17 protein-coding genes are annotated in these 16,458 nt (G+C 73.9%); 10 read left to right on the forward strand and 7 right to left on the reverse strand.

Features of this window, described 5'->3' with window-relative positions; translation table 11 throughout:
* The first annotated feature begins 49 nt into the window (after positions 1 to 49).
* Genes TOK_RS18795 through cydC form a run of 4 tightly spaced genes read left to right on the forward strand, consistent with a single transcriptional unit; the run spans position 50 to position 6,029 of the window.
* Complete coding sequence (locus TOK_RS18795) at positions 50 to 1,522, forward strand: cytochrome ubiquinol oxidase subunit I (RefSeq protein ID WP_098959258.1); 1,473 nt, start codon at positions 50 to 52, stop codon at positions 1,520 to 1,522.
* A gap of 10 nt (positions 1,523 to 1,532) precedes the next feature.
* The gene (gene cydB / locus TOK_RS18800; protein ID WP_098959260.1) at positions 1,533 to 2,534 is read left to right on the forward strand and encodes a cytochrome d ubiquinol oxidase subunit II; all 1,002 of its coding nucleotides are present in this window, start codon (positions 1,533 to 1,535) and stop codon (positions 2,532 to 2,534) included.
* 22 nt (positions 2,535 to 2,556) lie between these two features.
* Positions 2,557 to 4,296 carry a thiol reductant ABC exporter subunit CydD gene (cydD, locus tag TOK_RS18805; protein WP_098959262.1) on the forward strand — a complete coding sequence of 580 codons (1,740 nt, stop codon included), beginning with the start codon at positions 2,557 to 2,559 and terminating at the stop codon, positions 4,294 to 4,296.
* Complete coding sequence (gene cydC / locus TOK_RS18810; RefSeq protein WP_216362011.1) at positions 4,293 to 6,029, forward strand: thiol reductant ABC exporter subunit CydC; 1,737 nt, start codon at positions 4,293 to 4,295, stop codon at positions 6,027 to 6,029. Before cydD ends, cydC begins: the two co-directional genes overlap by 4 nt.
* On the opposite strand, the gene TOK_RS18815 is transcribed toward cydC, so the two are convergent.
* The 3 genes from TOK_RS18815 to TOK_RS18825 all read right to left on the reverse strand — a co-directional run bounded on the left by TOK_RS18815 (position 6,026) and on the right by TOK_RS18825 (position 9,414).
* Positions 6,026 to 6,727 (reverse strand): TetR/AcrR family transcriptional regulator, encoded by a 702-nt coding sequence (locus TOK_RS18815; RefSeq protein ID WP_098959264.1) that lies wholly within the window; start codon positions 6,725 to 6,727, stop codon positions 6,026 to 6,028. The genes cydC and TOK_RS18815 overlap by 4 nt on opposite strands.
* A 34-nt stretch (positions 6,728 to 6,761) precedes the next feature.
* Positions 6,762 to 7,517, reverse strand: coding sequence for an SDR family oxidoreductase (locus TOK_RS18820; protein WP_098959266.1), 756 nt, complete (start codon positions 7,515 to 7,517; stop codon positions 6,762 to 6,764).
* Between the two features lie 313 nt (positions 7,518 to 7,830).
* A complete protein-coding gene (locus TOK_RS18825; RefSeq protein WP_098959267.1) occupies positions 7,831 to 9,414 on the reverse strand; it encodes a Na+/H+ antiporter in 1,584 nt (527 codons plus the stop codon).
* Positions 9,415 to 9,578: 164 nt separating this feature from the next.
* Between TOK_RS18825 and TOK_RS18830 the strand changes: the two genes are divergently transcribed.
* Entirely contained in the window at positions 9,579 to 10,103 is a 525-nt protein-coding gene (locus tag TOK_RS18830) for a YbhB/YbcL family Raf kinase inhibitor-like protein (protein ID WP_098959269.1), read from the forward strand.
* A gap of 8 nt (positions 10,104 to 10,111) precedes the next feature.
* Here the strand turns inward: TOK_RS18830 and TOK_RS18835 are convergent, their stop codons facing one another.
* Positions 10,112 to 10,471, reverse strand: a complete 360-nt coding sequence (locus tag TOK_RS18835) for a hypothetical protein (RefSeq protein ID WP_098959271.1) — start codon at positions 10,469 to 10,471, stop codon at positions 10,112 to 10,114.
* Between the two features lie 23 nt (positions 10,472 to 10,494).
* Complete coding sequence (locus tag TOK_RS18840; protein ID WP_098959273.1) at positions 10,495 to 11,214, reverse strand: DUF1990 family protein; 720 nt, start codon at positions 11,212 to 11,214, stop codon at positions 10,495 to 10,497.
* Between the two features lie 38 nt (positions 11,215 to 11,252).
* Between TOK_RS18840 and TOK_RS18845 the strand changes: the two genes are divergently transcribed.
* The 4 genes from TOK_RS18845 (at position 11,253) to TOK_RS18860 (ending at position 13,781) form a co-directional block, all read left to right on the forward strand.
* Complete coding sequence (locus TOK_RS18845) at positions 11,253 to 11,498, forward strand: hypothetical protein (RefSeq protein ID WP_253258478.1); 246 nt, start codon at positions 11,253 to 11,255, stop codon at positions 11,496 to 11,498.
* The gene (locus tag TOK_RS18850) at positions 11,495 to 12,268 is read left to right on the forward strand and encodes a DUF1990 family protein (protein ID WP_098959276.1); all 774 of its coding nucleotides are present in this window, start codon (positions 11,495 to 11,497) and stop codon (positions 12,266 to 12,268) included. The genes TOK_RS18845 and TOK_RS18850 overlap by 4 nt, the downstream gene beginning before the upstream one ends.
* A gap of 80 nt (positions 12,269 to 12,348) precedes the next feature.
* Positions 12,349 to 12,948: a hemerythrin domain-containing protein gene (locus TOK_RS18855; protein ID WP_098959278.1), complete on the forward strand. Its 600-nt coding sequence runs from the start codon at positions 12,349 to 12,351 to the stop codon at positions 12,946 to 12,948.
* An 8-nt stretch (positions 12,949 to 12,956) separates the two neighbouring features.
* Positions 12,957 to 13,781 (forward strand): family 1 encapsulin nanocompartment shell protein, encoded by an 825-nt coding sequence (locus tag TOK_RS18860; protein WP_098959344.1) that lies wholly within the window; start codon positions 12,957 to 12,959, stop codon positions 13,779 to 13,781.
* A gap of 144 nt (positions 13,782 to 13,925) precedes the next feature.
* Here TOK_RS18860 and TOK_RS32730 read toward each other — a convergent pair whose 3' ends face one another.
* Together TOK_RS32730 and TOK_RS18870 are read right to left on the reverse strand one after the other, a co-directional pair.
* On the reverse strand, positions 13,926 to 14,795 hold the full coding sequence (locus tag TOK_RS32730) for a hypothetical protein (RefSeq protein WP_172457640.1): 870 nt from the start codon (positions 14,793 to 14,795) through the stop codon (positions 13,926 to 13,928).
* The gene (locus TOK_RS18870; RefSeq protein ID WP_141566444.1) at positions 14,792 to 15,370 is read right to left on the reverse strand and encodes a hypothetical protein; all 579 of its coding nucleotides are present in this window, start codon (positions 15,368 to 15,370) and stop codon (positions 14,792 to 14,794) included. The genes TOK_RS32730 and TOK_RS18870 overlap by 4 nt, the downstream gene beginning before the upstream one ends.
* 137 nt (positions 15,371 to 15,507) lie before the next feature.
* On the opposite strand from TOK_RS18870, the gene TOK_RS18875 reads away from it, so the two are divergent.
* Positions 15,508 to 16,455 (forward strand): hypothetical protein, encoded by a 948-nt coding sequence (locus TOK_RS18875; RefSeq protein ID WP_098959283.1) that lies wholly within the window; start codon positions 15,508 to 15,510, stop codon positions 16,453 to 16,455.
* Positions 16,456 to 16,458 lie beyond the last annotated feature (3 nt).

The following is a 16,458-nucleotide window of genomic DNA, read 5'->3' on the forward strand; positions in this document are numbered from 1 at the left end:
CGTGGTGTAGAACTACTACAGAACGTAGAAGATCCGGCCGGAGGCCCACATGGACGCGCTCGACCTCGCCCGTTGGCAGTTCGGGATCACCACCGTCTACCACTTCCTGTTCGTCCCGTTGACGATCGGACTGTCCGCGATCGTCGCGATCCTGCAGACGGCGTGGCACCGCACCGGCAAGGTCGAGTACCTGCGCGCCACCCGGTTCCTCGGCAAGCTCTTCCTGATCAACTTCGCCATGGGCGTCGTCACCGGGATCGTCCAGGAGTTCCAGTTCGGCATGAACTGGAGCAGCTACTCGACGTTCGTCGGTGACGTCTTCGGCGCCCCGCTGGCGATGGAGGCGCTGCTCGCGTTCTTCCTGGAATCGACGTTCATCGGCCTGTGGATCTTCGGCTGGGACCGGCTCCCCCGCCGCATCCACCTGGCCTGCATCTGGATCGTCGCGATCGGCACCAACTTCTCGGCCTACTTCATCATCGCCGCGAACGCCTGGATGCGCCATCCCGTCGGCTTCACCGTCGACGAGTCCACGGGCCGCGCCCGGCTCACCGACATCTGGGCCGTGCTGACCAACTCGCAGGCATGGTCCACCTACCTGCACGTCGTGTCGGGAGCGTTCATCGCCGCCGGACTGTTCGTCGTCGCCGTGAGCGCCTTCAAGCTCATGCGCGCCCGATGGCCGAAGCGGGCCGACGCCGTCGCACCGCATCCGTCGGAGGACGGGCTGTTCCGCAAGACGCTGCGGCTCGGCCTCGCCGTCACGGCGATCGCCGGCGCGCTCGTCGTCTTCTCCGGCGACCACCAGGCCAAGCTCATGGCCCAGTACGAGCCGATGAAGCTCGCGGGCGCCGAGGCGCTGTGGACCGACGAGCACGGCGCCGGGTTCTCGCTGTTCGCCGTCGGTGACATCCGCGAGGGCCGCAACCACATCAACGTCCAGGTCCCGAACGTGCTGTCCTTCCTCGCCACCGGTGACTTCTCCGGCGACGTCCAGGGCATCAACAACGTCCAGCAGCGGCTCGAGCAGCAGTTCGGCCCCGGCGACTACCGGCCGGACATCGCCGTCCTCTACTGGTCGTTCCGGCTGATGATGGGCCTCGGGATGGCTGGGGTCGGGATCGGCGTCCTCGGGCTCTGGCTCACCCGCCGCGGCCGGCTGCCCGGCAAGCGCTGGATGTACCGCGTCGCGATCCTCGGACTGCCCGCGGCGCTGGCCGCCAACGTCTTCGGCTGGATCCTGACCGAGATGGGCCGCCAGCCCTGGACCGTCGTCGGCGAGCTGCTCACCGCCGCCAGCGTCTCGCCCGGGGTCAGCCTCACCGAGGTCGCGATCTCGCTGACCGCGTTCACCCTGCTCTACGCTGCGCTGGCCGTCGTCGAGGCGAAGCTCCTGTTCCGCTACGTCCTCGCCGGTCCCGCCGCGGTCATGCCGTACCCGCCCGACGAGCCGGACACCGACGACACCGGTGCCGCCACACCCGAACCGGCCGACGAGCGCGTCCCCGCGTTCGTCTACTGAGGAGCGCGACATGGACCTGCAGACCATCTGGTTCCTCGCCATCGCCGTGCTGTGGACCGGCTACTTCGTCCTGGAGGGTTTCGACTTCGGCGTCGGCATGCTGCTGCCCGTCGTCGGCCGCGACGACACCGACCGCCGCGTCATGATCAACTCCATCGGCCCGGTCTGGGACGGCAACGAGGTCTGGCTGATCACCGCGATCGGCGCGACGTTCGCCGCGTTCCCCGCCTGGTACGGGTCGATGCTCTCAGGCTTCTACCTTCCCGTCCTCGCGATCGTGCTCGCGCTGATCGTGCGCGGCGTCGCGTTCGAGTACCGCGGCAAGGTCGACGACGACCGCTGGCGGCGACGCTGGGACGTCGCGATCGTCGTCGGCAGCACCGTGCCCGCACTGATGTGGGGGCTGATCTTCGCGAACCTGCTGCGCGGGCTGCCGATGGGTGCCGGACACGTCGTCGACGCCGGGATCGGCGACCTGCTCAACCCCTTCGCCCTGCTCGGCGCGCTCGTCACCGGCAGCCTGTTCCTACTGCACGGCGCTGTGTTCCTCTCACTCAAGACCGACGGCCCCGTCCGGGTGCTGGCCCGCGCGGTCGCGCTGCGCACCGCACTCGTCGCCGTCCCCGCGCTCGTCGGCTTCCTCGGCTGGACGCTCGTTCACCGCCCGACCGGCTGGACCCTGCCGGTCGCGGTCCTCACCGTCGTCGCACTCGTCGCCGGGGCCGGGCTCGCCGGGCGCGGGCGCGAGGGCTGGGCGTTCGCGGCGACGGCGGTGTCGGTGCTGGGCACCTCGGTGACGATCTTCGGGTCGATGTTCCCGGTGCTCATCCCGTCGACGACCGACGCCGCGCTCTCGCTGACCGTCGCCGGTGCGGCCTCCGGCGCCTACACCCTCGAGGTCATGAGCTGGATCGCGCTGGTGCTGCTGCCGCTGGTCATCAGCTACCAGGCCTGGTCGTACTGGGTGTTCCGGCGCCGCGTCACCCGCGCACACATCGCACCGGCACACTGAGCACGGGACCATCGGAAGCACCGTGAAACCCCTCGACCCGCGGCTGCTGCGGGCGGCGCGCGCCGTGCGGACGCACCTCGCCGTCACCGTGGCCTGCGGGTTCGCGCTCACCGGGCTGATCCTCACCCAGGCCTGGCTCGTCGCGCACATCGTCGGCGGCGCCACCGACGGACAGGGGCTCGACGAGCTCGGCCCACTCGTCGCCGCCGTCGCGGGGGTGGCGATCGGCCGGGCCGTGCTGGCCTACGGCGCCGAGGCCGCGGCCCTGCGCAGTGCCGCTGCGGCCAAGTCGCAGCTGCGGCGCCGCATCGTCGCGCACGTGAGTGACGGTCCCGGCCGCGGCCCCGCCACCGCCGGTGAGCTCGCCACCCTCACCACCCGCGGGCTCGACGCCCTCGACGACTACCTCGCCCGCTACCTGCCCCAGCTCGTCCTCGCCGCGCTCGTGCCGATCGCGGTGCTGGTCGTCGTCGCCTCCGCCGACTGGGTCTCCGCCGTCGTCATCGCCGTGACCCTGCCGCTGATCCCGCTGTTCATGGCGCTCGTCGGGATGCACACCCAGGCCCGCACCCGCCGGCAGTGGACGCTGCTGCAGCGCCTCGGCGGACACTTCCTCGACGTCGTCGAAGGCCTGCCGACGCTCGCGCTGTTCCGCCGGGCCAAGGCCGAGGCCGCACTGGTCCGCCGGGTCACCGACGAGCACCGCGACGCGACGATGGGCACCCTGCGGGTCGCGTTCCTCTCGGCGTTCGTGCTGGAGCTGCTCGCCACCCTCGCCGTGGCGCTCGTCGCCGTCGAGGTCGGGTTCCGGCTGCTCTACGGACAGCTCGACCTGACGACGGCGCTGCTCGTGCTCGTCCTCGCCCCCGAGGCCTACCTGCCGCTGCGCGAGGTGGGCGCCCGTTTCCACGCGAGCATGGAAGGCATCGCCGCGGCCGAGTCGGCGTTCGCGGTGCTGGAGGCTCCCCGGCCACAGGTGCCCGGCACCGGCGCCACGGCCCGCCGCGGCAGCGTCTCGCTCGAGGTCGACGACGTGCGGTTCACCTGGCCGGGTCGCGACGTCCCGGTCCTCGACGGCCTCACCGTCACCGTGTCCGACGGCCGCAGTGTGCTGCTGACCGGGCGCAGCGGCGCGGGCAAGTCGACGCTGCTGGCACTGCTGCTGCGCTTCGCCGAACCGCAGGCCGGGTCGATCCGTGCCGACGGCGTGCCCCTGCACGAGCTCGACGCCGACGCCTGGCGCGCCCGCGTCGCTTGGGTGCCGCAGCACCCGCACCTGTTCGACGACACCGTCGCCGCCAACATCGCGCTCGGTGCCCCCGACGCCGACGCCGTGCAGATCGCCGCCGCCGTCGCGGCCGCGGAGCTGACCGACGTGGTCGAGGCCCTGCCCGACGGCCTGGCCACGCGGGTCGGTGAGCGCGGCGCCCGGCTCTCGGCCGGGCAGCGCCAGCGCGTCGCCCTGGCCAGGGCGTTCCTGCGCGACCCCGACCTCGTCCTGCTCGACGAGCCGACCGCCCATCTCGACCCCGACAACGCCCGCGCCGTCCGCGCCTCGACGGCACGGCTCCTGCAGGGCCGCACCGGGATCGTCGTCGCCCACGACAGGGGCTGGTCCGACGTGGTCGACGAGACGGTCGTTCTCACCGACGGCTGCGCCGGCGCGTCTCCGGCCGGGACCACGAAGGGCACGCCTGCGGCGCTCGTGGGTCGCGATTGCCGCCCCAGCGACCATCGCCGCTCACAGGGGGTGGCGACGTGAGGGGGCCGCTGCGCCGCATGGTCGGGCTGGCACGGCCGCGAGGCGCGCGGTTCGCACTGGGGGTGCTCGCCGGGGCCGCTGCCACCGCGTCCGGGGCCGGCCTGCTCAGCCTCGCGGCCTGGCTCATCGCCACCGCGGCGACCCACCCGTCGGTGACCGCGCTGTCGGTCGCGGTCGTGCTCACCCGCGCCCTCGGCGTCACCCGCGGCGTGACCCGCTACCTCGAACGGCTCGTCACCCACGACGCCGCTCTGCGCACGCTCGCCGACGTGCGCGTCCGCGTCTACGAGCGGCTCGCCCGGACCGAACCCGTCCGCCGGTTCCGCTCCCCCGACCTCGTCACGCGCCTCGTCAGCGACACCGACGCCACCCAGGACCTGCTCGTGCGCGGGCTGACCCCGCCGCTCGCCGCGGTCGTCGCCGGCGCGGGCGCGGTCACCCTGGCGACGGCGCTGCTCGTGCCGGGCGGGCTGCTGCTCGCGGCGGGGCTGCTCGTCGGCGGGCTCGTCGTCCCGGTCGTGGCAGCGGCACTGAGCCGGGCCTCGGGGTCGCGGCAGGCCGAGGCGCGGGCCGAGCTGAGCACCGCGCTGGTCGATGCGCTGCACGGCGCCCAGGACCTCGCCGCCTACGGCGCGACCGGGCGGGCGGTGGCCCGCGTCGAGGCCGCCGACGCGGTGCTGACCGCGACGGCCCGTCGCGACGCCGGGCTGCTCGGGCTCGGCGCGGGCGCATCGGCGCTGGTCGCCGGCCTGACGCTGTGGGGCACGCTGCTGCTGGGCGTGGCCGCGGTGACCGACGGCAGCCTCGGCACCGTGCCGCTCGCGGTGCTCGTGCTGACCGCGCTCGCCTCGTTCGAGATCGTCGCCCCGCTGCCCGCCGCGGCCGCCCGGCTCGGCGCGGTGCGGGCGTCGGGCGAGCGGCTCTTCGACGTCCTGGACACCCCACCCGCGGTGCGCGACCCCGGGGGTGCGGGGGTGCTCGCGCCGGGGGCGTTGCAGGTCCGCGACCTGCGGGTCCGCTACGCCCCCGGCGAGCCGTGGGCGCTCGACGGCCTCGACCTCGACGTCGCACCGGGGACGAGGGTCGCCGTCGTCGGCCCCAGCGGGTCGGGCAAGAGCACACTCGCCGCGGTGCTGTTCCGGTTCCTCGACGCCGACTCCGGGACCGTCGCCATCGGCGGCACCGCGCTCACCGAGGTGTCGGCCGACACGGCCCGCGGCGTCGTGAGCGGGGTGCCGCAGCAGCCGCACATGTTCACCGGCTCGGTCGCGGCGAACCTGCGGCTGGCCCGCCCCGACGCCACCGACGACGCGCTGTGGGACGTGCTGGGCCGGGTCCGGCTCGCCGACGACGTCGCTGCCATGCCCGGGAGGCTCGACGCCGACGTCGGCGAGCACGGGATACGACTGTCGGGTGGGATGCGCCAACGGCTCGCGCTGGCCCGGGCGCTGCTCACCGACGCGTCGCTGCTGGTCCTCGACGAGCCGACGACGCACCTGGACCCCGACACCCGCGACGCGGTGCTCGCCGACCTGCTGGCCGCCGCAGGCGGGCGGGCGGTGCTGCTGGTGACCCACGACCTCGACCGGCTCGAGACGATGGACGCGATCCACGTCGTCGTCGGCGGGCGGGTCGTGCAGCACGGCACGCACGCGGATCTGCTCGCCCGCGACGGCTGGTACCGGTCGGCGCACCGGCTCGCCCCGCTCGCGGCCACGGTGCCCGGCAGCTAGGAACCGCGGCGTTCGGCCCGCAGGGCGCGGGTGCGGGTGGACACCCGCGAGCCGAGCAGGCCCGCGGCGGCGTCGACGAGCTGGCTGACGAACAACCGCTGGTCGTCGCGGCCCGACCGGGCCCGCTGCGCCATCTCGACGGCGACGAACCGGACCGTGAGGAACCGGCGGTGCAGCTCCACCGCGTCGGGCTCCAGCAGGGGTTCGAGCAGCGCGCGCCAGCGGGTGATGCTGCCGTCGGGCCGGTCCAGGGCGAGCGGGGCCATCGACGGCACGGGCCGGGTGAGCAGGTCGGCGACCGTGCGCAGGTAGCCGGCGCCCGCCGCGCCCTGACCGAGCTTCACCGCGAGCGGCTCGACCAGGGCGGCGGCCAGCTCGTGCACCGCCTCACCGGCATCCGGCCCACCGACGACCGCGCCGGCCAGCTCGCCCGCGGCGAACGCGTCGAGCAGCCGGTGGCGGTGCGCCTCGACCTCCGGGGCGTGCCGGTCGAGCAGCGCCTGCACGAGCCCGTCGCGGTCGGTGAACCAGTACTGGGCGGCGATGACGTTGCGCGCGCCCGCGGCCCGGCCGATCTCGCGCAGCGACACCGCGTCGCTGCCACGCTCGGCGAACAGCTCCTCGGCCGCGGTGAGCAGCCGCGACCGGGTGTCGCGCCCGTCGGCCGCGCCCCCGTCGGGCCTCGCTGCGGAGGTCATCGGCGCAGGTTACCCGGCACCCCCGCGGCGGCGGTCACGCCTTGGGGCCGCCGGCGACGTAGATGACCTGCCCGGACACGAACCCGGCACCCTCGCTGACGAGGAACGACACCGTGTGGGCGATGTCCTCGACCTGCCCGGCGCGGGCGACGGGGATGGCAGCGGCGCGGGCCGCGACGTAGGACTCCCAGTCCTCGCCGATGCGCTCGGCGGTCGCCTTCGTCATGTCGGAGACGATGAACCCGGGCGCGATGCAGTTGGCGGTGACGCCGAACTTGCCGAGCTCGATCGCGAGGGTCTTGGTGAAGCCCTGCAGCCCGGCCTTCGCGGTGGAGTAGTTGGACTGGCCGCGGTTGCCCAGCGCCGAGGTGCTCGACAGGTTGACGATGCGCCCGTACCTCGCGTCGACCATGTGCTTCTGCACGGCGCGGGCCATCAGGAACGAGCCACGCAGGTGCACGTTCATGACGGTGTCCCAGTCGAGCTCGCTCATCTTGAACAGCAGGTTGTCGCGGGTGACACCGGCGTTGTTGACCAGGACGGTCGGGGCGCCGAGCTCGGCGGCGACCCGCTCGACCGCGGCGGTCACGGCGTCGGCGTCGGACACGTCGGCGCCGACGGCGATCGCCCGGCCGCCGGCGGCGTCGATGGCGTCGACGGTGGCCTTGCACGCGGCCTCGTCGAGGTCGAGGACCGCGACGGCGAACCCGTCGGCCGCGAGCCGGGTGGCGGTGGCCGCCCCGATCCCCCGTGCCGATCCCGTGACGATCGCGACGCGCGCCTCAGCCATGCCAGATGTCCCTTCGCTGCTGTCACCACTTCGTGCCACGGGGATCGTCGCATCCGGGCGGCGTACCGGTCTCCCGGGGCGGCGTGACGTCACAACGACCCGGCGGTCGGACGGGCACCCGGACGCGGCACGGCGCCGCCGGCTCACGAGTGAGCCGACGGCGCCGGATGGGTGACGAAGACGGTGGCGAGCGCCGGTGCGCGCCCTGCTCGGGAAGCTCTGTCCCGGAGCTTGTCGGGCCCGAACGCTACCCGGTGACCCATGTCACGTCAACGGTTCGCCGGAGCCACTTCCACCGCGCTGACCTGCAAGATCAGTCGAGGAGGACCGTACGCAGATCGAGCCGGTGCAGCACCCGGTCGGCCGCCTCCGGGTCGACGCCGGGTTCGCGGCGGGCGGTGAGGATCTCCGCACGGGCCGCCGCCAGGGCCTCTGCCTGCACCGCACCGAGCGTGGCACGGCTGGCACGCAGCGTGGCGAACCGGTCGCGCTCCTCGTCGGTGAAGGTGTCACCGGCGAGGACCGCCTCGAGCCGCCCGATGCTCTGGTGCAGCATCGCGGACACCTCGTCGGGAAGGTCGTCGGCACGCTCGCGTTCGACGAGCCGGGTCAGCGCCGCGTGCCACGCGCGCCGGGCCAGCACCCGCTCGGCGGCGCGCTCGGCGTCGGCGTCCTCGGACACCCCCAGCATCCGCACGACGATCGGCAGGGTGAACCCCGGGAGCAGCAGGGTCACGACCAGCACCGAGCAGGCGATGACGACGAGCTCGGTCCGCCCCGGGAACGCCGCACCCGTCGAGGTGACCGTGGGCAGCGCCAGTGCGAGCGCGAGGGTCGCGAGGCCGCGCATACCGCACCACGCCAGGACGACCGCCTCGCGCCCGGTGCGCGGGGCACCGGCCGGGTCGTCGCGGCGGCGCACGGCCAGCAGCGCCCCGCTCATCCAGAGGACCCGCAACGCGATCACGACGCCGCAGACGATCGTCGCGTGCACGAGCATCCCGGGCAGCTCGGCCCCGGCGTCGGTGACGACCTGGCGCAGGTCCAGCCCGATCAGCCCGAACGCCACACCGGTGACGAGCAGCTCGACCACGTCCCAGAACGACCGCTGCACGAGGCGCTCGGCGGCCTCGTCGGCGTCGGCGTGCGCGCGCAGCTGCAGCGCCACCACCACGACGGCGACGACACCGGAGGCGTGCACCTCCTCGGCCAGCAGGTACACCGCGAACGGCAGCACGACCGTCAGCGCGCTGCGGCCGGTGGTGTCGGTGACCTTCGTCGACACCCAGCGGGCGATCTTCGCGACGACGATCCCGATCACGACGGCCAGCACCGCACCCAGCAGGAACCGCCCCGCGACGAGGGGAAGGCTCAGGTCGTCGCCGCTGACCGTCGCGAACACCGCCGCCTGGAACACGACGAGCGCGGTGGCGTCGTTGAACAGGCCCTCGCTCTGCAGCACCGCCAGCAGCCGCCGCGGCATCCGCACCGGGCCGGCGACGGCCTCGACCGCGACCGGGTCGGGCGGGGCGACCATCGCGCCCAGCGCCACCGCCGCCGACAGCCCGATGCCCGGGACCAGCGCCATCGCGGTCCCGGCGACGACCGCGATCGTGACCCCGACCAGCGCGATCGCGAGGGCCAGGATGCTGCGCCACCGCGCCCGGAACAACGCCCAGGAGGTGCGCTGCGCCGTCGCGAACAGCAGCGGTGGCAGGAACAGCGGCAGGATCAGGTCCGGTTCGAGCTCGAACCTGTCGGGCAGCCCCGGGACGAACGCGACGCCCGCGCCCAGCACGACCATGAGCGCCGGCCACGGCAGGTGCAGCCGGTCGCCGATGCCGACGAGCACGACCGCGGCCAGCATGAGACCGACGACGAGCAGCAGCAGCTCCACGGCGACAGCCTGCCGCGCGGGTGCACGCTGCGGACGACCGGCCCGGGTGGTTACGGTGGCCGGAGATCCTCAGGCGTCGCCCGGACCGGTCCCGCCGGCCCCGGGGCGCCGACCGTCCATGACTGCGCCCGCGACGCGGCGGGCGTCGACCCGGAGGAGCAGCGATGGCGCACGACCCTTATGCCGATCTTCCCCAGGTGCCGTCGTTCGACGTCACCAGCACCGACTTCACCGACGGCGGTACGCTGGCGACGCCGCAGGTCAGCGGCATCTTCGGCGCCGGCGGTGAGGACCGCTCGCCGCAGCTGTCGTGGAGCGGCGCGCCCGAGGGCACCCGGTCCTACGTGGTCACCTGCTTCGACCCCGACGCCCCCACGGGCTCGGGCTTCTGGCACTGGGCGGTCGTCGACCTCCCCGCGTCGGTGACCTCGCTCGACGCCGGGGCCGGCGACGGGCCGCTGCCCGGGGGCGCGTTCACCCTGGCCAACGACGCCGGCCTGAAGAACTACCTCGGCGCCGCCCCGCCGGCCGGGCACGGCCCGCACCGCTACATCTTCGTCGTGCACGCCGTCGACGTGCCGTCGCTGGAGATCCCCGCCGAGGCGACCAACGCCTTCCTCGGCTTCACCCTGTTCTCCCACACCCTGGCCCGGGCGACAACCACCCCGGTCTACGAGATCAAGGGGTAGGCAGGGCCCTACGCGGTGGCCAGGGCGAGTGCGTTGAGCGCCGCCCAGCCGCCCGCGACGGCGATCGTCCTGCGGGCGGCGTCGCGGTCCGACAGTGCGACGCCGAGTGTGACGGCGTCGCCGATGTCGGCCGCGACCCGCACCGCCAGCGCCACCTGCATCGCCGCGCCCCGCGGCGCGAACGCCACCGCGAGCCCTGACACCGCGTCGCGGACACCGACGGCCCTGGCCAGCGTCGCGACCGGAGGTGACGGGTCGCCGTGACGCGGACCGAGCCCGGTCGGGCCGGTGAGGACGGACGGGCGGACGACCACCGCCACCCCGTAGGCGGTGGTCAGCGCGCCGAGCACACGGGCGAAGACGGACATCGGGCTCCTCTCGGGGCCTGCGGTCATGCCGCGACCCTGCGGGTGTGGACGGTGAGCCCGCCGACCGGACGCCCACCGGCGAGCGTGGTGATCCGCAGCAGCACCTCGGTCCACAGGTTGAACTGGATCTCCTTGGCCGCGCGGAGCCTGTCGTAGAGCAGATGGGAGAACGCGTCTCCCGGGCGCGCCCACGACTCGATGCTCATCACGAGCCCACCGTCGACGTCGTGGGCGCGGAACTCGATCTGGCCGGCCTCGAGGTGCCCGCGCAGCGTCGCGAACCGGAACCCGGTGTCGTCGACGTGCACGACCCGGACCGGGCCGTCCCACGGCCCCGGCAGCCGGATCAGGAACTCGTCGCCCTCGCGGACGCCGCCGGTCCGTCCCCTGGTGCGCAGGAACACCGCCACCCCGGTCGGGAACCAGCCGTTGAGGTCGTCGACCAGCGACGCGACGAGCCGGCGCGCGTCGAGCCCGGACCCGCCGATACGCACACTGTAGTTTCGGTGCAGCAGGTCGCCGTGCCCGTCCGCGGCCTCCTGGACGCGGTCGTCGCGGAACTGCCCGGCCAGCGCCGGGGGCTCGTCGGAGGCGTCGCCTGCGACCTCGTCACGGTGCACCGGGATCGTCCGCCACATGTACCGCCACGACACGGCCGCCAGCCCGATCGGCCAGCGCACCAGGGCCGCGACCCGACGATGGCTGTACGCCCCGGTGGCGGCCTTACGACTGAGCTGGGCCATGACGCATGAGAACACGTCCACCGGGGAACGTGCTCGTCGTGACCATCGGACGTCTGCTCCACCGCATCGGACTTCAGGCCCTGCACCTGCAGATCGCGTCGCTCGGCTCGATCGTGCTGTGCATCGCGCTGTGGCTGCGCGCGAAGACCGTCGACCAGGAGGAACGCGGCAACGCCGAGCGGCGTGCCCTGTTCGTCGGACTCTGGCCGCCCATGTTCTGGCTCATCGGGGAGTCGGTGCGTCAGAACGAGGACCGCTCGTTGCTGCGGGGGCCCCGGGCATGAGAGCCCGGGGGCTCGTCGCAGAGCTCGACCGGCTGCCCGCGCTGGGCGTGAACTACGACGAGTCCGAGGCCCCGAACGGCCCCGAGCACCCGGGCTGGCACGTCGACGTCGCCGCTGCCGAGCTCGGCGCCGAGCCGCCCGGCGACCCCGTCCCCGGAGGGATCTTCGAGTCGGCGTGCACGCTCGTACGCGACTACGAGTTCTCCGACCACCGGCTCGTCCGGGGGGTGTTCCGCCCCGCCGACGAGCTGCTGGGCCGGAACATGCTCCTCGAGGGGCGGTTCCTGTTCCTGCGTTTCTACCTCGGCGTGCGGATCACCTCCGTCGTCGAGGGCACCCGGGAGGGCCCCGGTGGGCCGGAACGGGTCTGGGGCTGGACCTACCAGACCCTCGACGGCCACCTGGAGCAGGGAAAACTCACCTACGAGGTGGCGAAGGACGTCACGACGGGCGTCGTCACCTTCTGCATCGACGCCTACTCCCGGCGCGCCCCGATCGGCAACCCGCTGCTGCGCACCGGGTTCCGGGTGTTCGGGCGCCGTACCCAGCTCGACTTCTACCGGCGCGTGGGCCGGCGCATGCACGACGTCCTCGCCGCACACCGCACGGGTGAGCCGCTGCCGCACCCGTCCCGGCTCGCCGGCGACGTCGTGCTGGCCCCGTCGACGAGCCGGATGCGGCCGTGGGACCCGATCGCGCTGCCCCTGCGCCACCCGGGGGTACACGTGCACCACCGCCGGCGGGCGCTGCACCGGGCCACGGGTGGATGACGGCCGACCGCGGGACCGCGACCGACCACAGTGGTGTCCCGGCGCGACCGCGGCGCCGATCCGGCGTAGCGTCGCGGGCCGTGCCCGACATCACCGAACTGATACTCGACGACCACGATTGGTTCCGTCGCCAGTTCGCTGCTCTCGACGAGCTGCGCAGGTCGACACCCGTCGACTCCACCGCACTGCGCGACGTGTGGCAGCCGCTGGCCGACCACCTCGACGTCCATGCCGTGGCCGAGGAGGAGATCTTCTACCCGCAGCTGCTGCGCCGCGGCGGCGGCGAGGCCGAGGACGAGACCCTCGATGCCATCGGCGACCACAACGACATCCGCGACGGTGTGCACGCCGCCGCCCGCCACCCGATCGGCACCGACGCCTGGTGGGAGGCCGTGCAGACGGCACGCGACGCCAACGACGAGCACATGTCCGAGGAGGAGAACGAGGGCCTGCCCGACTTCCGGCTGCACTCGGCCTTCGGGCTGCGCGAGTCGCTGGGGCGGCAGTTCACCGCGTTCATGGCCCGCCACAAGGGCGCGCGCGGGGTCGACGTCGCCGACAAGGACCCCGAGACCTACGTCGCGCAGGTCGAGGAACGCAACAAGGACACCCCGGGCGACGTCGACGAGGCCGGGCGCCTCGACGGGTCGCTCGGCATCGGCAGCCTGAAGGGGAAGTGAGCACGCCCATGACCACACCCGCCGACCACCTCCTGCGGGGACTCGCTCCCGTCCCCGCCGAGGCCTGGACCCGGATCGACGACGAGGCCCGCGAGCGCCTCACGCCGCTGCTGGCCGGACGTCGCATCGCCGACTTCGACGGCCCCGGCGGCTGGTTCCACTCCGCCACCAGCCTGGGCCGCACCGAGGACCTCCTCGGCCCGCCCGAGGGTGTCTCCGCCGACGGTGTCCGGACCCGCCGCCGCCGTGTCCTGCCCCTGGCCGAGGTGCGGGTGCCGTTCACGGTCGCGCGTGCCGAGATCGACGACATCCAGCGTGGTGCCGCCGACCCCGAGTTCGACGACCTCGCCCGCGCCGCCCGTGCCGCCGCCGAGATCGAGAACCGTGCGATCCTGCACGGCTGGGCCGCGGCCGGCATCGAGGGGATCGGCGCCGTGTCGCCGTACCCGTCGATCGCGTTGGGTGTGGACTGCAACACCTACCCGGGCACCGTCGCCCGCGCCGTCGACACCTTGCGCCGCAACGGCATCGAGGGCCCTTACTCGCTGGTGATCGGCCCCGAGGGCTACACGCGGATCATCGAGACCACCGAGCACGGCGGCTACCTGCTGTTCGACCATCTCGCCCGCATCCTGGGCGGCTCGATCATCTGGGCACCGGGCGCCGAGGGCGCGATCGTCGTCAGCACCCGGGGTGGGGACTTCCGCCTCGACATGGGGCAGGACCTGTCGATCGGCTACTCCCACCACGACGCCGACACCGTCCACCTCTACCTGGAGGAGAGCTTCTCCTTCCGGGTCGTCGAGCCCGACGCGGCCTACGCCCTGACCTGACCGGCGCCCTGACCTGACCGGCGCCCTGACCTGACCGGTAGGCACGAAGAACTCCGCCGAGCTCGACGTGAGCCTGCCTCCCGTGTGATCGGGAGCAGTCCCTCGTCGAGCTCGGCGGAGTCGTCGTACGGGGTCAGCCGCCCGTCAGTAGCTCAGCAGCCGGTCGAAGAAGCTGCGGTAGCGACCGAGCGCGAGCCGCAGGTCCTCGGTGGACGCCGCGTCGTCGTGCAGGTCGCGTTCGAGCTCGCCGCGCTGCTGGTGGAACATCGCCTCGATGTCGTCGAGGACCTGGCCGACGAGCTCGTCGGCACCGCGCACCGCGGTCCGCGGCTCGTCGACGAAGTGAGCCTTCAGCGACTCCCACCGCTGCTGGTAGTCCGCCGCCCGCTGCGCAGGCACGAGCGCGGCAGGGCTGCCGCCGTCGGCCTCCCGGCGCGGCGCCGTGCCCGCACCCGGTCCGGCGGCAGGATCGCCCGCAGGGGCCGGGTCGTGCTCCGGCCCGGCGGCCACCGGCGGCGCGCCGGCGTCGGGACCGGGGTGCCGCGGCTCGGCCGGAGCCCGCAGGTGGGCGTCGCCGCCCGCGCGGGGGTCGGCGTCGTACACGTCGGCGTCCCCGGGCTCACCGTGACGGGCGCCCCCGTCGTGGCGTGGCACGTCGTCGTAGCGGGTCTCCGCCGACCGGGTCCCGGTCCGCATGTCGTCGGCAGGGGTGTCGGCGGCCGTCGTGGCGGTCGGGTCGGCGGCGGGCGGCGCGCCCCAGCCGTCACGTCCCGCGGAGGCGTCCGTGCCGCGCTCGGTGCCGGGGTCGGTGACGGTGTCCTGCGGGCCCGCACTCATCCGGGCGGCCCGGCTGCCCCCGGCCGGAGCGTCACCCCAGCCGGCACCGGAGCGCTCGTCGACCTGGTCGTCGAGCCGGTCGTCGATGCGGTCGCCGTGTCGGTCGCTCACGTGGTTCTCCCGATCTGCGTCGTTGTCGGTGGTGTCCTCGGTCTTGTCCCTGCTCAACCAACTCATCGCGTGGTCTCCTCGGTCCGCGAACCGCGCTCCCGGCCATTGCCGTTGCGGCGGTCGTCGCTCTCGTCCAACAGGGCTTCCACCAGCGACCGGTAGGACGTCACGGCGCGGCGGAGCTCCTCGGTGTCGACGCCGTCACTCGCGTTGCGCTGCGAGATCGCCCGCGCCTCGCGGTAGCGCTGCACGACGACGGGGTGGTCGACGGACACGTCCTCGGCCTGGCGTTCGAAGTCGGCGACCGGGTACCCGCGGGCCGCCATCACCTCGTCGACGAACGAGTCGGCGCGCTCCACCGCACGGTCCGGATCGTCGACGAAACCGCTCTGGACCCCGAGCCAGCGGTCCTGGAACTCGGCCCGCTCGCGGTCGTCGAGGTGACGCAGCTCCAGCGAACGGTGCCGCTTCTCGCGCTCGGCGAGGTGCCGCTCGGTCTCCTTGGGGTCGTCGGTCTCGGCGAGCGTGCGGTCGTACTCCGGTCCGAAGTGCTCGCGCAGCCGGGCGCTGCGGCGTCGGTTGCCGACCAGGTAAGCCGCCACGCCGATACCGATGAGGACCACCACGATGACGATGATCACTACGATGAGGGTCGTGTCCATGAGTCCGGGTGCCCGGACGATGTTCGTCACAACCTGTCCAAGCGGTTCGAGAATGTGACACCCGTCACGTTCTTTCGAGCTCGGAGGAGCGCGATGGGCCACGTGGGTGCACGACGATGAGTGAGTCTGCCACCGAGAACGACACCGACGGCGACGCCGATCGGGTGGAGGCTGCGGCCGAGGAGCTGTACGGCGTGGCCCCGGACGACTTCGTCCCCGTCCGCGACGAGCTCGTCGCCGCGGCGCGGGAGGCCGGCGACCGGGACGCGGCCCGCGCGATCGGGAAGCTGCGCCGTCCCACCCAGGCCGCGTGGCTTGCCAACCTGCTCGCCCGCGAGCGTGCCACCCAGCTCGACGGGCTGCTGTCGCTGGCCGCTGACCTCAACGATGCGCAGCGCACCCTCGACGGGACGGCGCTGCGCGCGTTGTCGGCCCAGCGCGGCAAGCTGGTCGCGGCGATGGCCCGGGAGGCGCGGGCGCTTGCGGGCCGCGACGGGCACCGGGTCGCCGAGAGCACCGAACGCGACCTGCGCGGGATCCTCGACGCCGCGCTCGCCGACGCCGACATCGCCGGGCAGGTCCGGTCGGGGCGGCTGCACCGCACCGTCAGCTACTCGGGCTTCGGCCCGGACGCACTCGCCGGCGCAGAGCCACGTCCGGCGTCACGGCGGCTCCCCGAGCCGGCGGACCGGCCCGCCCACGACGACACGGCCGACGACGGGCAACCCGACGACGAGGCCGCGCGCGCCGAGCGGGAGCGCCGGGCCCGCGAGCTCGCCGAGGCCCGTCGCGTCCTCGACGACGCCCGCGCCACCGCCGGCGAGGCCCGCGACCGCGAGGAGTCCGAGCGGCGCGCCCACGAGGAGGCCGCGCGGCGGCTCGCCGAGGCAAAGGAGCGCGTCGCCGACCTCGCGGCGGAGCTGGAGGAGGCCCGGGGCGCACAGCGCGACGCCACGGAGTCCGAACGCTCGGCGTCGGCCGGGCTGCGCGAGGCCGCGGCTCGCACCCGGGCGGCCGCCGCCGACGTGGAACGTGCGCAGACGGCGGTCCAGGACCTGTCCTGACCG

It is taken from the genome of Pseudonocardia sp. N23, assembly GCF_002583555.1.
In the GTDB taxonomy this organism is placed as follows: domain Bacteria; phylum Actinomycetota; class Actinomycetes; order Mycobacteriales; family Pseudonocardiaceae; genus Pseudonocardia.